14 protein-coding genes are annotated in these 19,406 nt (G+C 39.0%); 6 read left to right on the top strand and 8 right to left on the bottom strand.

All coding sequences use genetic code 11. The annotated features are described in order from the left end of the window. Positions 1-5: 5 nt before the first annotated feature. Positions 6-752 carry a succinate dehydrogenase/fumarate reductase iron-sulfur subunit gene (locus tag ABIB30_RS14275; protein ID WP_354303090.1) on the top strand — a complete coding sequence of 249 codons (747 nt, stop codon included), beginning with the start codon at positions 6-8 and terminating at the stop codon, positions 750-752. Between the two features lie 289 nt (positions 753-1,041). Here the strand turns inward: ABIB30_RS14275 and ABIB30_RS14270 are convergent, their stop codons facing one another. After that, a complete protein-coding gene (locus ABIB30_RS14270) occupies positions 1,042-2,730 on the bottom strand; it encodes a sodium:solute symporter family transporter (RefSeq protein WP_354303088.1) in 1,689 nt (562 codons plus the stop codon). Between the two features lie 200 nt (positions 2,731-2,930). Between ABIB30_RS14270 and ABIB30_RS14265 the strand changes: the two genes are divergently transcribed. Further along, the gene (locus ABIB30_RS14265) at positions 2,931-3,533 is read left to right on the top strand and encodes a TetR/AcrR family transcriptional regulator (protein ID WP_354303086.1); all 603 of its coding nucleotides are present in this window, start codon (positions 2,931-2,933) and stop codon (positions 3,531-3,533) included. Positions 3,534-3,601: 68 nt separating this feature from the next. On the opposite strand, the gene fabF is transcribed toward ABIB30_RS14265, so the two are convergent. Continuing rightward, positions 3,602-4,846, bottom strand: a complete 1,245-nt coding sequence (fabF, locus tag ABIB30_RS14260) for a beta-ketoacyl-ACP synthase II (RefSeq protein ID WP_084359458.1) — start codon at positions 4,844-4,846, stop codon at positions 3,602-3,604. A 397-nt stretch (positions 4,847-5,243) separates the two neighbouring features. Between fabF and ABIB30_RS14255 the strand changes: the two genes are divergently transcribed. The 3 genes from ABIB30_RS14255 to ABIB30_RS14245 all read left to right on the top strand — a co-directional run bounded on the left by ABIB30_RS14255 (position 5,244) and on the right by ABIB30_RS14245 (position 9,370). Beyond that, positions 5,244-5,741 carry a cupin domain-containing protein gene (locus ABIB30_RS14255; RefSeq protein ID WP_183868633.1) on the top strand — a complete coding sequence of 166 codons (498 nt, stop codon included), beginning with the start codon at positions 5,244-5,246 and terminating at the stop codon, positions 5,739-5,741. Between the two features lie 190 nt (positions 5,742-5,931). After that, positions 5,932-6,660 carry an acyl-CoA desaturase gene (locus ABIB30_RS14250; RefSeq protein ID WP_354303084.1) on the top strand — a complete coding sequence of 243 codons (729 nt, stop codon included), beginning with the start codon at positions 5,932-5,934 and terminating at the stop codon, positions 6,658-6,660. A 40-nt stretch (positions 6,661-6,700) separates the two neighbouring features. Continuing rightward, positions 6,701-9,370, top strand: coding sequence for an outer membrane beta-barrel protein (locus ABIB30_RS14245; RefSeq protein ID WP_354303082.1), 2,670 nt, complete (start codon positions 6,701-6,703; stop codon positions 9,368-9,370). Positions 9,371-9,373: 3 nt separating this feature from the next. On the opposite strand, the gene ABIB30_RS14240 is transcribed toward ABIB30_RS14245, so the two are convergent. From ABIB30_RS14240 to ABIB30_RS14220, 5 genes are all read right to left on the bottom strand, one after another. Then, entirely contained in the window at positions 9,374-10,393 is a 1,020-nt protein-coding gene (locus tag ABIB30_RS14240; RefSeq protein ID WP_354303080.1) for a DUF2931 family protein, read from the bottom strand. 1 nt (position 10,394) lies between these two features. Beyond that, on the bottom strand, positions 10,395-11,993 hold the full coding sequence (locus ABIB30_RS14235; protein ID WP_354303078.1) for a phospholipase effector Tle1 domain-containing protein: 1,599 nt from the start codon (positions 11,991-11,993) through the stop codon (positions 10,395-10,397). A gap of 222 nt (positions 11,994-12,215) precedes the next feature. Continuing rightward, positions 12,216-13,541: a DEAD/DEAH box helicase gene (locus ABIB30_RS14230; protein WP_183868643.1), complete on the bottom strand. Its 1,326-nt coding sequence runs from the start codon at positions 13,539-13,541 to the stop codon at positions 12,216-12,218. A gap of 128 nt (positions 13,542-13,669) precedes the next feature. Continuing rightward, positions 13,670-15,007, bottom strand: coding sequence for an MFS transporter (locus tag ABIB30_RS14225; RefSeq protein ID WP_354303075.1), 1,338 nt, complete (start codon positions 15,005-15,007; stop codon positions 13,670-13,672). Then, entirely contained in the window at positions 14,979-16,355 is a 1,377-nt protein-coding gene (locus ABIB30_RS14220) for an APC family permease (protein ID WP_354303073.1), read from the bottom strand. The genes ABIB30_RS14225 and ABIB30_RS14220 overlap by 29 nt, the downstream gene beginning before the upstream one ends. Before the next feature lie 108 nt (positions 16,356-16,463). On the opposite strand from ABIB30_RS14220, the gene ABIB30_RS14215 reads away from it, so the two are divergent. Then, positions 16,464-18,383, top strand: coding sequence for a DNA topoisomerase IV subunit B (locus ABIB30_RS14215; protein WP_354303071.1), 1,920 nt, complete (start codon positions 16,464-16,466; stop codon positions 18,381-18,383). Here ABIB30_RS14215 and ABIB30_RS14210 read toward each other — a convergent pair. Next, complete coding sequence (locus tag ABIB30_RS14210; protein WP_354303069.1) at positions 18,380-19,393, bottom strand: YihY/virulence factor BrkB family protein; 1,014 nt, start codon at positions 19,391-19,393, stop codon at positions 18,380-18,382. The genes ABIB30_RS14215 and ABIB30_RS14210 overlap by 4 nt on opposite strands. Between the last annotated feature and the right edge of the window lie 13 nt (positions 19,394-19,406).

Below are 19,406 nucleotides of genomic sequence, written 5' to 3'. Positions count from 1 at the left end.
GAATCATGAAGATACATCTTAAAATATGGCGTCAGAAAGATGCAAAAACTAAAGGAGAACTGGTAGATTATATGCTGGATCAGGTGGATCACCACATGTCTTTTCTGGAAATGATGGATACTTTAAACGAGCAGTTGATCCTTAAGGGAGAAATGCCTGTAGAATTTGATCATGATTGCCGGGAAGGAATCTGCGGAACTTGCGGGATGATGATTAATGGGCAGGCACATGGGCCGGTTCCTGGTTTAACAGCTTGTCAGTTGCATATGCGGGAATTTGAAGATGGTGCTACAATTTACGTGGAACCTTTCAGGGCAACTGCTTTTCCGGTAAAACGGGATCTTAAAGTTGACCGTTCTGCTTTTGACCGTATTATACAGGCGGGTGGGTTTATCACAGCTAACACTGGTCAGCCAGCAGAGGCCAATACTTTATTGATTACGCACGAAACTGCGGAGTCTGCTTTTGATTCTGCGGCTTGTATAGGTTGTGGTGCTTGTGTAGCGACTTGTAAAAATTCAAGTGCTGCACTTTTTACTTCGGCAAAGATCTCTCATCTGGCTAAAATTCCGCAGGGAGAAAAAGAAGCCGCTAAAAGGGTGTTAAAAATGGTTTCCCGTATGGATGAAGAAGGTTTTGGGCATTGCAGTAATACGGAAGCTTGTGAGGTGGAATGTCCACAGGGCATCTCTGTATTGAATATCGCAAGGATGAATTGGGAGTATACTAAAGCGAATTTGCTAAAAGATTAAAATAAATTTTTAAGTGCTGTAGCGTTTGCTGATTTGCTTACGTTTTACAGTTAATAGGTTAGATTCGAACTCCGGAATCGGGTAATGGTAGTTGCCAAAGGGATCTTCATCGGTGTGTTTTGTTGCTTGCCAATGTAGATAATAAACGGAATTTGAAATTTTGGGTAGATGAAATTCCACACACACAAATGGATGCAATAGCCCCTCAGCCTTTTATTTATTTAAAGGATTGAGGGGCTTTGTTTTTTGTGGGGGATATTTTACCAGTGGGTATTTTAAAGGGAATGTTTTACCAGAAAATGCTGTATAAGGCCACAATAATTCCACCTATGATCAATGATCCGACAGCGAAACTCTGATTGGTTTTAAACATAGATCTGTCAACCTCAAGCCCTTTAGGGTTAATACCGCTCCTGTTTTCCATTTTACTGATAATGAACATGGTAATTACACAAATTGCAAATACAAAGCCCATGCGGTCAATGAATGGGATTTCATATAGCATTGCACCATTTTTCTGTTCTACTAATTTGGAGAAACCATAAGGGCTTAACCATTCCAGGTTCGCAAATAATGGCAGGACTTTAAATACAACGGACAGGATGAAACCACCGATAGTCGCAAATAATGCTGCATTTGACGTTGTTCTTTTCCAGAAGAACCCCAATAAGAACATGGCGAAAATACCCGGGGAAACAAAACCAGTATATTCTTGTATAAACTGGAATCCTCCTTTTTTATCAATTCCGAGTTGTGGTGCAATAATGATCGCAAGGATCATGGCTACAATAACTGTAATCCGGCCAACGATAACCTGTTTATTCTCGTCCGCGTCTTTATTGATTACTTTCTTGTAAACATCAAGGGTAAATATGGTCGCAATACTGTTTGCTTTTCCTGCAAGAGAAGCTACAATGGCGGCTGTTAAAGCTGCGAAAGATAATCCTTTTAGTCCTTGCGGTAAAAGGTTAAGCAGTACAGGATAAGCTGAATCTGCATTTAACGAGCCATCTTTTAACATGGCTTTATGGAAATCTCCATAGCCTTCTTTATACAAAACATAAGCAGCAATACCTGGTAAAACAACGATGACCGGCATCAGTAATTTCAGGAATGCAGCAAATAATAATCCACTGCGGGCGGTTTTTAAATCAGCACCTAATGCTCTTTGTGTAATATATTGGTTACAGCCCCAATAGTTGAGGTTAACAATCCACATTCCACCTATCAATACAGATAAACCTGGCAAGTCCATATAGTGTGCATCTTCTTTGTGGAAGATCATCTGGAAGTGATCGACAGCTTTTTCTTTGATGAGTGACAGCCCATTAAATACGCCAGTGGTTCCAAAATGTGTAGAGACTAATTCAAGCGCAAGGTAGGTTGTGGCCAGACCACCAAGAATCAGGAAGAATACCTGGATAACATCTGTATAACCGATTACTTTCATCCCGCCGAGGGTAATAATTACAGCAAAAACAGAGAGTACGTACATACAGGCGGTAATATTAATTCCCGAAATACTGTTAATGGCTAATGCGCCGAGGTAAAGGATAGAAGTCAGGTTGACGACCACATATAATAATAGCCAGAAAATAGCCATGATCATAGCTACAGTACTATTGTACCGCTGTCCCAGAAATTGTGGCATGGTATAAATTTTATTCTTGATATAGACAGGAATAAAAAATATTGCAACAATAATCAGCGTAGCAGCAGCAAGCCATTCATAGCTGGCAATGGCCAGACCCATAGTAAAGCCAGATCCGCTCATTCCAATAAATTGTTCTGCTGAAATGTTGGAGGCAATAAGGGAGGCACCAATGGCCCACCAGGTTAAGGAATCTTTTGCAAGGAAGAAATCTTTTGAATTTTCCTTTTGTGCTTGTTTTTTGCGGTAAACTGTCCAGCCGTAGAGGGCGACGATGAGGAAGTAAACGAGGAAAACGACGTAGTCGTAAATGCCTAATGAGTTCATAGTTTAAGTGGTTCGAATTAAAGGGCTATGGCCTGTAATCCATTTCCTTTATCAGGAGGTTGGTTTATAATTGGTTATCGAAAATAAATTTAGTATAATAATTTTACTATGCAATTATTATAACAGGCTGTTTAGTATTCTTCTGATAATTTGTTACGTAAGCTATGGTTTGGGATAGAAATTTTCAGGACTTTTGTTTTATGGATAATGTATTGTCAAAAGCAGAGCGTACCCGTCAGTTTATTATTGAAACCACAGCGGGTATATTTAATACGAAAGGATATGCGGGGACCTCATTGTCAGATTTGACGGAGGCCACTCACCTGACCAAAGGAAGTATTTATGGCAATTTTGAGAATAAGGAAGATGTTGCCCTTTCGGTTTTTGACTATAATTTATCCAAGATCAGAAAAACTATAACGCAGCGGATGCAAAAGGCAGTTAGTTATCAGGAAAAACTGATGGTTTATGCACAGGTTTATCATAGTTTCAGCGGAACATCTTTTCCAACAGGGGGATGTCCGATCCTGAATACAGCGGTAGAGGCTGATGATACGAATACGTTATTAAAAGCAAAAGCTGCCAAAGCAGTAACGGATTGGAAAAAAGATATCGGTAACCTGATTGTTGCTGGAATGGAAGCTGGGGAATTTAAAGCAGGTACTGATGTTGACAGGATTGCTTATTCTATCATTGCATTAATTGAAGGTGGAATTATGATCGCAAAAATTACTGGTCATTCTTCAAATCTGGATAAAATCCTGGTTACTGTAGAGCAGGTTATCCTTCAGCTAAAAGTATAAAACCTTCATTTTTAAACATAAAAAAACCGGCATGCTTTAATGACATGCCGGCTTGAAATGATTTTTATTTACAACGATTTGAACACAACGATTCCGTTGTGACCACCAAAACCAAAAGTATTACTCATTGCTGAGGTAACTTTAGCAGAGATCGCTTCTTTAATAACGATATTCAGGTTTGATGGAATTGCAGGATCAAGTTCGTCTGTATTGATCGTTGGTGGAATAATGCTGTCGCGCATCGATAATAAACAGATAATTGCTTCAATAGCTCCGGCTGCACCTAATAAGTGTCCGGTCATAGATTTTGTTGCACTAATGAACAAGTCATTTTTACCTGTGCCCAATAGATTACTTACAGCCTTAGTTTCAGAAAGGTCACCAACCGGGGTTGAAGTAGCGTGGGTGTTTAAGTAGTTAATATCATGGATCGTTAAACCAGCTTCTGTAAGGGCTAATTTCATCGCATGAGAAGCACCTAAACCTTCAGGATGGGTTGCAGTCATATGGTAAGCGTCAGCAGTCATCGCAGCGCCACCAATTTCTCCATAAATAGTTGCACCACGTTTTACTGCGTGCTCATATTCTTCCAGAACCAGTGCGCCTGCACCTTCACCCATCACAAAACCATCACGTTTAATGTCAAATGGTTTTGAAGCTGTTTCTGGCGTGTCGTTTTGTGCTGACATCGCCTTCATTGCACAAAATCCACCAACTGAAGAAGCAGAAATCGGCGCTTCTGAACCACCTGTTACAATGATTTTTGCTTTACCCAAACGGATATAAGTAAAAGCATCCATAATTGCTGTGTTAGAGGTTGCACAAGCAGAAACGGTTGTGTAATTGATTCCCATGTAGCCATTACGGATAGAAATCATTCCTGAAGCCATGTTAGCGATCAGTTTTGGAACAAAGAAAGGGCTATAACGTGGTGTACCATTTCCCAGTGCAAACTCAGCAGACTGTTGCTCGAAAGTATCCATTCCACCTTGTCCGGACCCCCAGATCACACCCACATCAAATGGGTCCATTTTGTCAAATTCAAAGCCAGAGTCTTTGATTGCCTCATCAGACGCCACTAAAGCGTATTGTGTAAAACGGTCTGTTCTTTTAATGTCTGACCTGTCTAAATATTTTGTAACGTCATAATCCTTGAGTTCACAAGCAAATTGCGTGCGGAAGAGGGAGGCATCAAAGCGGGTAATCTTTGCAGCTCCGCTTTTTCCAGCTATGGTATTGCTCCAGAAAGTATTTACATCATTTCCTAGAGGGGTTAATGCCCCAATCCCTGTGATAACAACTCTTTTTAACATATGCATATATAAATTAATGATTCATCATCGCCTTAACAGCGCTGATTAACTCTTTGAGTCTGTTTAAACTTTATACAAACTCCTACAAAAGTAAGATTATATTTAATACCTAATGGTATAATTCCGATCTGTATTTACCGTTTCCCCCATTATGACGCGAAAATACAAATATTAAAGTCAAATATTAGCGTGTTTAAATTTATGTTGCTTGTGCGTGTTTAAATATAAACGGGTTCTTTAATGGATTGCGGGGATGTTTATTTGTGTAACTGATATTTTGCAATGCATTTAGGATAGCGAAAGGCTGGGAGGCTTTAAAGCAGTATTCAGCCCGAACAAATAATCAGATGAATTTTAAACTGTTTCTTATATTTGAGCATTAAAATATTTATATATAATGTCAGATCAGAAAAAAGAAATATTCGACAGTGTTGCACAGCGACTAAAAATTGAAGGTTTTAACGTAGTAAATCGTGATGAGACTCGTCCATGGGGTGGTTTTTTCGTGATTGATGAAGCACAAGCACAACAGTTTGCCAATGTTTACTTTGACGGACTAAATGTAGAAGAGCTGAAAATTTCAGGAAAATTAAGTCCTAAGATTTTAATCGTTGCACCTAATACACGTTTATCATGGCAATATCACCACCGCCGTGCTGAAATATGGAGAGTGGTAAGCGGTACAGTTGGTGTAATTACAAGCGAAACTGATGAGCAGGGAGATGTACAACAATTGATTCCTGAACAAACTATTAAATTGAAACAAGGGGAGAGACATCGCCTGGTAGGTTTGGATGACTGGGGTATTGTTTCTGAGATCTGGCAGCATACTGATCCTTCCAATCCATCTGATGAATCTGATATTGTACGTGTATCGGACGATTTCGGAAGATAAATCATATTCCAGCATGTGTTTGATTTAGTAATCGGACACATGCTTTTTTCTTTTCTCTGTTTTGCGCGTGTCGGTATTCAACAAGAAATTAATAATCAAAACATTCCGCGCCAAATCCCTTTTCTTTTCCTTACTTTTGTAATCAGAACATCCCAAAGGATGTTCCGTTCTAAAGTATACCCAATTCAATATGATCATATTAATATTTTTTCTACTGCACTGGTTCTTGTCACTTTTTTCTCAAACCTTCTTTTTACACCGGTATGCTTCGCATAAAATGTTTAAAATGAATCCGTTTTGGGAGAAGTTTTTCTATACCATTACTTTTCTATCCCAGGGTTCTTCTTTCTTAAATCCAAGGGCGTATGCGATTCTTCACCGGATGCACCATGCTTTCAGCGATACTGAAAAAGATCCGCACTCTCCGCATTTTGTAAAGGATGTATGGGGAATGATGATACAGACTAAAAATATCTATCTGAACTATGCAAAATATAATGAGGAGCCGGAAGAACAGTTCCGTGATAATTATCCTTCATGGCCATTGATTGATAAAATCGGTGATTCCTGGATCACAAGAATGATTTTCATTAGTTTCTATATCTGGTTTTATGTGACTTTTGCTACGGCATGGTGGATGTTCTTATTGTTACCAATTCATTTCCTGATGGGACCTTTACATGGAGCAATTGTGAACTGGTGCGGTCATAAATATGGATATTCAAATCATGATAACAATGATCACAGTAAAAATTCCCTGCCACTGGATTTCCTGATGATGGGGGAGTTATTTCAAAATAACCACCATAAAAAGCCTAACAACCCGAATTTTGCTTCTAAGTGGTTCGAGTTTGATCCTACTTATCCCCTGATGAAAGTGATGCATTGGTTACATATCATCAGAATCCGAAAGACTTAATAGTCAATAGCCATCTTTTTTATAACTGCCAACCACGATTTTGAAGATATATACAGCCTTTCTTCTATTTATATTTTTAAATACAGTGCTGCTTCTTTCAGTAAATGCGCAAAGCGGTATTCACCTTCGTGGTGTTGTTCAGGATACGACTAATGTGGGTGTCCCGGGCGCAAATGTGCGTTTGATTGCTGATAAAGATACTTTAAGCAGTAATACTGATACCGGGGGGGGCTTTGGCTTTTCGAATTTAAAGAGTGGAAGCGTGATGCTGCTGATACGCGGTATCGGTTATGCTCCTTATAGCAAAGTCTTTACTTTGAAAGATGGAGTCATGGAACAATCTTTACCAACTGTGTTTTTAAAGTCTTCTGCGCTTCAGTTAAATGAGGTTGTGATCAAAGGGAAGGTCGTACCCATGCGGGTGATGAAAGACACGGTAGAGTTTAATGCCGATGCTTATGCTGTTCATGAAAATGACAAGGTCGAAGATTTACTGAGACAATTGCCAGGTGTAGAGATTGATAAGGAAGGAAACGTTTCTTCGGTGGGTAAACAACTGACAAAAATAAGGGTGAATGGGAAGGACTTTTTTACAGGGAACGTGAAGGAGTTTATTTCAAAGTTGCCGGCAGGCACAGTTTCCAGAATCCAGTTTATTGATGATTATGGTGATAAAGCAAATTTCACAGGGATAAAAACAGGAGAACCACAAAAGATTTTAAACGTTGTCCTGAAGTCAGACCGGAATAACGGGAATTTTGGCAGTGCTACAGCAAGCGCAGGAACGGACAAGCGTTATGCTTTAAATCTGAATGATTACTTGTGGAGGGATCTCCGGCAAATTGGCATCAATGCGAATGCAGGCAATACGAACACAGGTGCAGGGATCAATACGAATTCTAATTTAGGGTTCAGTTATAGAGATAAAGTGGCTGAGAAGCTGATTTTTGGCAGCAACTATAATTATGCTTACAATAAAAATGAAAGCATACAACAAAGTTTAATTGAAACGGTAAATCCCCAGGGAATTATTTATGATAAATCTGCAAATACAAATTCTTCTAAAAATAACGGGCATAACCTCGACCTGAGCCTGGAATCTACAGATGAGGGAAATTATCTCAGGGGAGGATTCAGGGGTGCTTTGCAAAATACAAACAGTACTTCAATAAATGAGTCGTTACAAACCGGTGTTGTCCGCCGTGATTTGAATACACAACGAATCAACAGACAGCAGAATCCTAATTTTAATGCTGATTTTTCTATGGCCCGTAAGTTGAAAAAACCGGGAAGGATTTTTTCTGTTGGGATTTATGGGAGTTCAGGTCTTACTGCTAATAACAGTGATCTGGATAATCAGATTAAGTATTATGACCCTAAGACGGGCGAGGCGGTTAAAGATTCCTTATTAAATCAATTGGTAGATGACCGTAACCGGACGACTAGTGTGAATGCGAACCTGACTTTCACAGAGCCATTGAATAAGGGGAAAGATTCACTGGTTAAAAAAAGCCTTGATTTTAGCTATCTCTTTTCATTGAGTCATACAAGAAATAGCCTGGATACCAGAGACAGGGATCAATCGGGAAATATCAGAGAGATAGATTCTTTAAGTAATTCCTATACTTCTTCTTTTAGTAAACATATCATTGGAGTCAATTACCGGTATGAAACAAAAAAAATAAATTATGTTCTTGGGATAACAGGACAGCCAAGTTTATTAACCGGGTCTTATGATGGACGCGCAGACAAGGTTTATCGTGCGGGGTTTAACTTTTCGCCAATTGCACGCTTAAATTATATGATTTCTACTAAAAATCAGTTTAATGTATTTTACGCTGGAAATAGTGTGGAGCCTAATTTTAACCAATTACAGCCGGTAAGGGATACGCGTAATCTAAACAATATAGTGATTGGGAACCCAGATTTAAAGGCAGCGTTTAATCATATGATCAACCTGAATTATAACCATAGTAATCCACAGAACGGAAGTAATTTACAGGTAGGGTTAAGAGGATCGCTCACACAAAATCAAGTGGTCTCGAATACTTTATTGATCCCGGATAAGCTAGTCCCGGATTCGTTGAAGAACTTCAACCAGGAAACGCATTATCTGAATACCAATGGCAATTATAATTTCGGTGCTAATTATTACTGGTCTTTACCATTTGGAAAGAAGAAATATACGTTCGAAATGGTAGGTGGTATTAATTATAATCACCGTGTTTCATTTGCGGAAGAAGTGAAAAATATTGGAAAAGGTGTTAATATCAATCAAAGGTTAGGATTAAGAATGAACCGGAAATGGATAATGCTGCATTCCAGTGCGAATTATACTTATAATAGTAATATGTACTCGATCAGAAGTTTTAATTCGAATACGTTACAGATCTGGACATTTAATATGGATAGTCGGATATTTATTCTAAAGAGCCTGATATTGGGTATGAATGCGAGCAAAACTATCAATCAGGGATTCTCGGTTGGTGCTACAAATCCGTTTATTATCAATGGTTCAATTGAGAAAACATTCTTCAAGAATAAGCAGGCCAGTGTGAAACTGGAAGGAAATGACTTTTTAAATCAGGGCAATAACCTGACCAGATTGATCACAGACAATACGACTACAGAGAGCAGAACTAATCAGATTACCAGGTATTTTCTGTTGAGTTTTACCTGGAATCTGCAGAGTTTCGGGGGACAGAATTAAGGTTTAACGCAGATAGGTATTAATTTTAGCCTTTTTAAATGGGATTATTCCGGCTGCTGTTTTTAAGTTTACAGTGACTTCGCCATCGTTGGTTACGTGCAGTAGCAAGTCGCAGTTTTCTCCAGGTTTTAGTGCAGAAAATAGCTGATCTGTTTCTGCCTCATCGAAATCTATCTGAGATCTCATTTCGCGCTTCTTATGATCGACCCAGAAGATGTATAATTTTTCAATTGCTCCTCTTTGGATATATTCAACCGGATTTAATCTTTTTCCTATTAAAAAGTCCATTTCTTTGTTGAACATGAACATGGTTAATCTAAGAATGTTCACGTCACCAGTTATTACTGGCTTCCAGTTGAATCGCCTTCTCCAGTGATCCCATTTCCCATAAGGAATTTTATTATCAACGATTTGCTGCTGAACATCTTTTGGTAAACCGGCTATAATATCTTTACCATATTCTTTCATCGTACCATCATAGCCTGGTATTTTACTTTTCCAGTCTACATCATTTGTTTCTTTTCCCTGGTAACGGCCAACTTCTATCTGTTTACCAGGACCACTAAGCCAAAGGACGACTACTCCACCCGGAGCCATTCCTACCTGGAAGTAACAAAAGTCCTCATGTCCTGCGGGGATGTCCTCGGCAGGATATCCAGCACTGAGCAACGAATCTATTAATTTTACATTTAAAGGGAATTTTCCTGTATAATTTTTATTTTCAGTAAATGAAATCCAGGTCAGATCCAAGGTGTCAGGAGCTTCTTTTAAGTCATCCCCCGAAATTTCTATAGAACCTAAAGCTCCCCAACCGTAGTTTATTGTTTTATCACCAGGAACATATGCGTTTCCTTCTTTTCCATAATATAAGTAGCCGCTGTAAACACGCATCGGATAGTCTTTAGGTGCACATTCAGTTGGTATCCATGCATATTTTTTCATAAGAGATTCAGATTTATTCTGGCAGGAAAAGTTAAAACAAAGGCCGATACTTAGTAGGACAAGACTGGTTATTTTAGACATTTTACGGTTTCTTTTGATTATAAATTACTCTCTCATTATCCCATGTTGGCTGCATCCCAAAGTCTCCAAAATCTGCGGAGTTGTGAAGATAACGACTTCTGAGTTGTCTAAGCATATTATGATCATTTGCTAGCATTGCAAATTTCTCTTTGGAAAGTAATCCTTCATAAACTTTTTTCCTTAGAAGCTCGATTTCATGTTCTGTAAAATAGAGCATGGGTGGTGCATTTTTAAATGCATATTTATAAAGCCTTTCATATACTTTTCTGAGATTTAACTTTGGATCGTCTTCAGCTATTTTAAAATCTTTGTTCAATATATTGATATCAAATTTCACGCCTCCAATTGACATTGCGAATTCTGCCATTAAATGGAGCGGAATATAAGAGTAGTTATTTCTAATTTTCCGGGTACCAAAAAGTCGCTTTGGTTCATATTCACTCCCTTCAAGAGTGAACTGTTCTCTGGTGTACCAGGCTTGTTCTATTAATCTTTTTCTTTCAGATTCGATCTTCGGATCTGAAGCGACCAGTACTCTTTCTTTCTTTTTGGCATCAATAAGAAATTTATCGGCTATATGATCTCTATATCCTCCGCCAATATCAGAATGTACTCCCGGTAAGTTTTTAGTAATACCTTTTGTCACAGCAGTAAGCTCAAAATTATCCCGGCGTTCATCGGCAGCCGTTAAATGTACTATATGAGCCATTTTATTGATTGCATTCAGATCTAACTCCCAAACATCATTCCGGTGCATGATGCCGTAAGAAGACACGCTATCAAATAATCCTCCGAATCTTAAGCTAAATGAATTAAACTTAACCCGTTTGTCTAATAAGTACTGACCTAACATTCCTCTTGCGGGCTGCATTGTTTTTACTGCTTCAGCCGCAACAATTTTTGTATTAGCTCTCTGAGTGCCATCAGCGGAATAGTAAGTCCCGTTTTTATTTTTTCCATCTCTGAAAAGAGGTGTTTCTTGTTCTGGTTTCGTGATTTCATATATAAAATTACGTGCACAGGTTGCTCCCCTGCTAAAACCAAATACATCAATCGTGATTTTGTTGACTTTCAACCCCTCAGTATTAATAATTGCAGCAATTAAGGTAGCCAGGCTCTGACATCCACTTTTAACTTTATCTCTGATCCCAGTTTCAAAATAACCTAAACCAGCAGCAACACTTTTATCTTTTGCATTGTTATTTGTGGCTACGCCTTCAATATAAATAGAGCGATGAAGGGTATTTATTATTGCAACTTTTGAAAGAATTTGTACATTGGACGGCGCATTCTGATAACTGTCTTGTTCTTCAAGACCTTTTGTTGGGATTCTGCTATTAAGCTCATGTCTCACTCTAAGCTCGTTGTTCGTTTTGTTATTCCTTGTTCCATCAAAGAATACCGCGACTACCACATCAACACTGTCATCCTTAATTCCGTTCATCTTTTTCGGTTCCCCAAAAAAGATTCCTTCTTTGCTATTCTCGGTAATTTTATTTGCCGCGTTTGAACTGATACTTTTCGCACTCGCTACATAATCGCCTTTAGATATTTCCGTAAGATGCCCCCGGGAGATCTTTATGATATTGCCTTTCTCCATAACTGGGATCTAAATAATTATACGGGGATTTTATTGTTCTAATATACTTGTTTTCATGATAATTAGGTATAATTCTTTAAAGTTGTCTGTAAATTCTTTAAACTTTTTATTGATTTATTTTATCGAATATAAATCAACTCTTAATCTGACTGTCAATACTCCTGAAACCAAAAAAACCGTTTCCCATAACAGGAAACGGTTTTCAGATCTTAATGTTTAAAATTAATCTGTTTTAGCTTTAGGTCTTGAACCGCTGAATCTGCGGTTACCACCACCATTACCACCACCCGGAGTTCTTTTTGCTCCGCTGAGGTTTGGCTTATATTCAGTTCTTTCCTGACGGCCACCTCTTGAAGGCTTGCTCTTTCCTTTTACTTTTGCCGCTGCGGCGCCAGACATCAGGCTCTGCCAGCTCATTGCATAAGGATGATCTTCCTGTACAGGGATTTTAAGGGCAATTAATTTCTCGATATCATCCAGGTATTCTTTTTCTTCTCCATCACAGAATGAGAAGGAAACCCCACTGTTACCAGCACGACCGGTACGGCCAATTCTGTGAACATAAGTTTCAGGAACGTTTGGCAATTCATAGTTAATCACATGTGTTAATTCATCTACATCTATACCACGCGCCGCAATATCAGTTGCCACAAGAATACGGGTAGTTTTGTCTTTAAAGTTAGTTAAAGCTCTTTGTCTCGCATTCTGTGATTTATTACCGTGAATAGCTTCAGCTTTTACGCCAACTTTAATCAGGTCTTTAACGATACGGTCTGCACCATGTTTTGTACGGGTAAAAACAAGTGCTGTAGTAATCGTTTTATCCTTAAGGATATGGATTAATAGATTTTTCTTATCGTTCTTATCTACGTAATAGATAGACTGCTCAATTTTTTCTGCAGTTGAAGAGACAGGTGTTACTTCTACTTTTAACGGATCAGTTAAAATAGTATTCGCCAGTTTTTGAATTTCAGCAGGCATAGTTGCTGAGAAAAACAAAGTCTGTCTTTTAGCAGGCAGCTTTGCAATAGTTTTCTTCACATCGTGAATAAAACCCATGTCCAGCATTCTGTCTGCTTCATCCAGTACAAATATTTCAACATCTTTAAGGTTCACAAAACCCTGGTTCATTAAATCAAGCAATCTGCCTGGTGTAGCGATCAGGATATCTACGCCGCGATGTAAAGCATCAGTTTGTGCTTTTTGTCCAACACCACCAAAAATAACCAGGTGACGTAAAGAAAGATTTTTACCATAAGCTTTGAAGCTTTCTTCAATCTGAATGGCAAGCTCACGCGTTGGCGTTAATACCAGCGCACGGATTGCTCTCGGGCCTTTAGTATTCTGATGTTCTTTATTCAGCAGTTGCAACATAGGAATCGCAAAAGCCGCTGTTTTACCAGTTCCGGTTTGCGCACAGCCTAGTAAGTCTCTGCTTGTTAATATAGTAGGGATAGATTGTTCTTGTATAGGGGTTGGGTTAGTATAACCCTCTGCTTGCAGCGCTTTTAAAATAGGCTCAATCAGGTTTAATTCTTCGAATAACAATGTGTTTGAATTTTAATGTGTATAATAATGAGGAGACGTTAACAATCAGCAGGTGTTTAATTAATGAATTCCTTGCTGTTTAAAGAGTTACGTTTCGCTGGCGCAAATATACATATAAGTTCCGTAACTTATTTGTCTTCTTTAAAGCGGGTGAAAAACAATAAGGCAAGGACACATAAAACAAAGCCTGCAACACCATTTAAACGCAGACCAAAATCGTGTCCAGGGTCCTTTCCATAGATAGTGAGCATCGCAAAAAGTGCAATTCCAAGGGTTTGGCCAAGTTTAACAAATAGATATTTAACCGCGAAAAACATGCCTTCATGGTTTTCACCAGTCTCCCTGGTGTCTTTTTGTGCGATATCAGCAAGGATGGCATTGGGCAGAATACCAAGAGCAGCCAGGGGAAAAGAAGCACAGACCACCAGGATATACATTTGCATAGCTGGCGGGAAAGGCAAATGGCCAAGAAAGTAAATAGTGACAAAAATAAGACTAAGGATAGCAAAGGCAGCAATAACCAGTGCTTTTCTGCCATAGCGTTTTGCTCCGGAATTTACGAAAGGATAAAATAAAAGAGAAAGAAAAACCATCGTCCCCATATATTTTCCACCATCCGATTCAGGTAATTTCAATAAAACGCTGACGAAATAAAGTAAACCGCTTGAAATAATACTTAGCGCTGTGTAATACGCGAAATCCGAAATCAGGTAATATTTGAAATTCGCATTGCGGAAAGTATTTTTAATCGCCGGCAGCAATGGGATATGTGTAGGCTTACCATTACTATATTCTTTTTCGTTGATGGTTACTACGGGAAGGATCATCACCAGTCCGGAAAAAATACTGAGCCCGATAATGGTGTATTGAAGCGCTTCCATTCTTTCCTGGATATGAAAGACAAACTGAGTCAGATCGGCAAAGTTATTGATCATTGCAGAGAGGATCATCCCCATCACAAAACCAACCTGCTGAAAGGTAGATAGTTTGACTTTTTGCTCGGCTGTATGTGCAAGTTCTGCCAGTAAGGTGTTGTAAGGTATGATATAAGTGGTAACTGACATGAAAAAACCGATGAGCATCAGGGTAAGCCACCAGGCATTTGCGGTGGACTCTGCTTTAACCAGGGGATGAAAGATCAAACTGCAGAAAATAACTGCGGGGATAATGGCATAACGCATAATCGGGATACGCCTGCCTTTGGGATTTGTACTTCCATCGCTCACAGAGGCAATAAAAGGATCATAAAAAGCATCGAATAATCTGCCTGATGCTGCGATCAGCGACAGGATGTTAAATATCCCGAATACAATCAGCTGAGGAACTAAAGGCGTTAAGCCGGAATTGGTAGGTGGCAGGTAGAAATAGGGTAGCATCACAATAATAATATTGGTCATAATGCTCCAGCCCATCATTCCGGCTGCATACGTGATTTCTTTACTTAAGGGCAGTTCCTTCTGCTGCATCGGTTATTTTCTTCTTTTTGTTAAATATTTTTGAAATAAAATAAATGGCTACGAATCCTATAAATATATACAATCCATTGCTGGCAGCGGATGGATCGTCCTGATAAATACTGATTCCCACAAATAAATAAAAAGAAATAAATAAGATAGGGAGCACGGGATACCATTTCATCCTGTAAATATTGCTTTTATCTAAATGAGCAGTAGTTTTGCGCAGAATAAATAAAGTAGCTGCCGAGCTTGCTGTTCCAATACATTCCAGGATAATAGAGTAGTTGACAATTTTATCAAAAGTCTGGGCAAAAAAGAGCGTGGTCATCACCAGTGCAGTAAAAGTAGTCAGACTGACCACCATTACTTCTGTTTTCTTATTTTTTTGTGCAAAAATTGAAGGCAGTGCTTTTTCTTCGCCCATGGCAAACATCGCTCTTGGATTACTCAGTAGATTCACATTAACATATCCCAGAACAGATAAAAAGATAACTGCAGAAAGTATAGTGAATCCTGCGGGACCGAAAATCTTTCCTGCTAAAATCGCAGCAATGCTATGGGCAGTTTTCAACTGTTCAAATCCTATAACTTTAACATAAGCATAGTTGATTGACAGGTATAGGGAGATGATAATGAACAGTCCCATTTTAATTCCTTTGGGGATGATTTTTTTCGCATCCTTAACTTCACCGCCCAGGTTGATAGTTTGTGTATAACCAGCGAAGGAAAAAGTTACTGCGATCAGACAAATTCCCAATGCTTTTCCATAATCTGACCAAACAGGTGAACTGCCCGAAACTGTTTTAAATATAGGCGTGATATTTTCCGTTTGTCCACCAAAAAATATGGCGCAAATCAGCGTAAGCACGAGTGTGATTTTGATTACAGTCAGGATGTTCTGGACTTTGGAGCTTGCCTTTAAACCCATCAGGTTGATACTGTAAAATATGAATATAGTGATAGCAGCAATAACAAGCCGGTAAAAGTCGGTCTGCATTGCTGGTGGAAAGATAACGCTGCTCAGGTATTCTGAACCAATTAAGGTTACTCCAGCCATAGAAGCGGCACTTGTTAACACGACTATTCCATTGATAGCAAAGGCTACCGATGGATGATAGCAAGTGGAAAAGATCTTATAATAACCACCAGTTACCGGAAAACGTGAACCGATTTCTGCGTAGATCAGCGCCCCGCAATAAGCCACTAAACCACCTATAATCCAGGCCAGAAAGAATAATTCGGGAATCTGTGCCTTGGCAGCTACGTTGACTGGTGTACGGAAGATGCCCATTCCAATGACCAGACTGACAACGATCATAGACAAATCGAAAAGGGAAAGCTGTTTTTTAGGCTGCATGTATAGGTGGAGTAAATGCACGAAGGTAAGGCAAAATGTGTATTTGTTGAAACTTTGATGTTTAATTGAGGTAGCTATTCATTAAATTTGCAGTTCTACACAAAGATTATGGCTGAACCTATATATAACGATGACAGTATACGGTCACTGGACTGGAAAGAACACATCAGATTACGCCCTGGTATGTATATCGGGAAGTTGGGTGATGGCTCCGCTCAGGATGATGGTATTTATGTCTTGCTAAAGGAAATCATGGATAACTCTATTGATGAGTTTGTAATGGGATCTGGTCGTATAATTGATATTACTGTTTCTGATTCTAAGGTAAATGTACGCGATTATGGCCGTGGTATTCCATTGGGTAAGGTAGTTGATTGTGTGTCAAAAATCAATACTGGTGGTAAATATGACAGTAATGCTTTCCAGAAATCTGTCGGGCTTAACGGGGTGGGTACGAAAGCTGTAAATGCTTTATCAACTAATTTCGTGGTACAGTCTTACCGTGATGGAAAAACGAAAAAGGTGGAGTTTTCAAGAGGGGAGATCACAATGGATCATCCGATTATTGATACCACACAGAGAAATGGTACTGCTATCACTTTCTATCCTGATGAGACCATTTTCAGAAATTACCATTATATCCCTGATTTTGTAGAAAGTATGATCTGGAACTACGTGTTTCTGAATACAGGTTTAACGGTTAATTTTAACAATCAAAAATACTTATCGGAACGTGGGCTGTATGATTTACTGCATAAAGTAGCAGATGTAGAGAATATCCGTTACCCGATTATTCACCTCAAAGGGAGTGATATCGAAATTGCAATGACCCATGGTCAGCAATACGGAGAGGATTATCATTCTTTTGTGAATGGACAACATACTACTCAGGGTGGTACACACCAGGCTGCTTTCAGAGAAGCGGTGGTGAAAACTATCCGTGAGTTCTATAAAAAGGAATACGAGGCTTCTGATATCCGTTCTTCCATTATTGCTGCGATTTCTGTTCGTGTGCAGGAGCCGGTATTTGAGTCGCAGACGAAAACTAAATTGGGTTCTCAGAATATGGGACCCGAAGGACCGTCTGTACGTACTTTCATCAATGATTTCGTAAAGAAAGAACTGGATGATTACCTGCATAAGCATACGGATGTTGCAGATGCTTTATTAAAGCGTATCCTGCAATCGGAACGTGAGCGTAAGGATATCGCCGGAATCAAGAAATTAGCGAATGACAGGGCTAAAAAGGCATCGCTTCACAATAAGAAACTCAGAGATTGTAAAGTCCATTTCAGCAGTACGCATGAAAAACGTTATGAAACTACCTTGTTTATTACTGAGGGAGATTCTGCATCTGGATCTATTACGAAATCAAGAGATGTAGATTGCCAGGCTGTATTCAGTTTAAAAGGTAAACCTCTGAATTGTTATGAGCTGACCAAAAAGGTGGTTTATGAAAATGAGGAATTCAATTTATTGCAGCATGCGCTGAATATTGAAGACGGGCTGGATGGCTTACATTATAACAACATTGTAATCGCAACTGATGCCGATGTGGATGGAATGCACATCAGGTTATTGATGATGACTTTCTTCCTGCAGTTCTTCCCTGATCTGGTCAGAGCCGGACATGTTTATATTCTGCAAACTCCTTTATTCAGGGTACGGAATAAGAAAGAAACGATTTATTGCTATAGTGATGATGAGCGTAAGAAAGCGATTGAGAAATTAGGGAATAAACCAGAGATTACACGGTTTAAAGGTTTGGGCGAGATTTCTCCTGATGAGTTCGGCTTATTTATTGGTAAAGACATCCGTTTGGACCCGGTGATTTTGAAAGATCAGACAATTAAGAGTTTGCTGGAATATTATATGGGTAAAAATACACCGGACAGACAACAGCACATTATCAGAAACTTAAGAATAGAGAAGGATACGGTAGAAGCGTTAATCTCTGCTGATTTAGATGCAGCGACAGCGGCAGTTTCTGAAGATATTATTGAAGATGAAATTGCAGAATCGGCTTAGGCCGATTCTGTTTTTGTTTCTTTAGGATGTTGTGGCGGTAAAACGTCCACTTTCTCTTCGACCACAGTAATCTGTGTATGGACTGCATACTTACTTGGTCTTATTCCTTTATCATATTTCTCTGCGTAGGCTTGCGTAAACTCAGCTCCGAAGTACAAAATAATGGAGGTATAGTAAATCCATAGCAGGATGACAATAATTGAACTTGCTGCGCCAAATGCTGATGCCGGATTTCCTTTTTCGATGTAAACACCAATCAGGTATTTACCTAAACTGAATAGCAGTGCCGTAAATAAGGCACCTATGATAGCCGATTTCCATCTTAGAATTACATCAGGCAATACTTTGAAAATAATAGTAAATACTGCGGTTACAGCTGCTAAAGTGAAAGCATTGTTCAGGATATAGATCAATAGGGTAGTGGTGGTATCGGCTACAGGAATAACTTCACCTATTTTGCTTCTGCTCACTAACTCTCCTAATTTAGAGCCCAGCCCTACCACAATACTGTTAATGACCAGCGAAACCAGTAACAGGAAACCCATTGATATAATTAGTGAGAAAGAAAGTAATCTGTTGGTCAGCATTTTTAGCCAGCCTTTTTTAGGGACAGCTTTTACTTTCCAGATGATATTAATACTGTCCTGAATTTCAATGAAAATGGCCGTTGAACCAACTACCAATGTTCCTATTCCTATAATCAATCCTATTGTACTTTTACCGGTAAGATTGGCATTCGCAACAAACCCTTGTATTTGTTTGGCAGCTTCAGGCCCGACCATTTCGTTGATCTGGGCAAATAATTCTGTTCCGGGATTTAGTTTATCACTAAAAAATATACTCGCTGCTGAAATAACGATAATGATCAGTGGTGTTAAAGAGAAGATGGTATAATAAGCAAGTGCTGCGCTTAATTTCATCACACGATCCTCGATAAAGCCTGCCCCCGCAGCCACAAACAAATGGTACAGCGCGATAAAGAAATGTTTGATTTTATGTAGTACTTTCATTTAGATAGGTGTC

Origin of the sequence: Pedobacter sp. UYP1, from assembly GCF_040547305.1 — a bacterium.
Classification (GTDB): domain Bacteria; phylum Bacteroidota; class Bacteroidia; order Sphingobacteriales; family Sphingobacteriaceae; genus Pedobacter.
The sequence above is the reverse complement of the archived record's forward strand: the minus strand, read 5'-3'. Positions and strand labels throughout refer to the sequence as shown.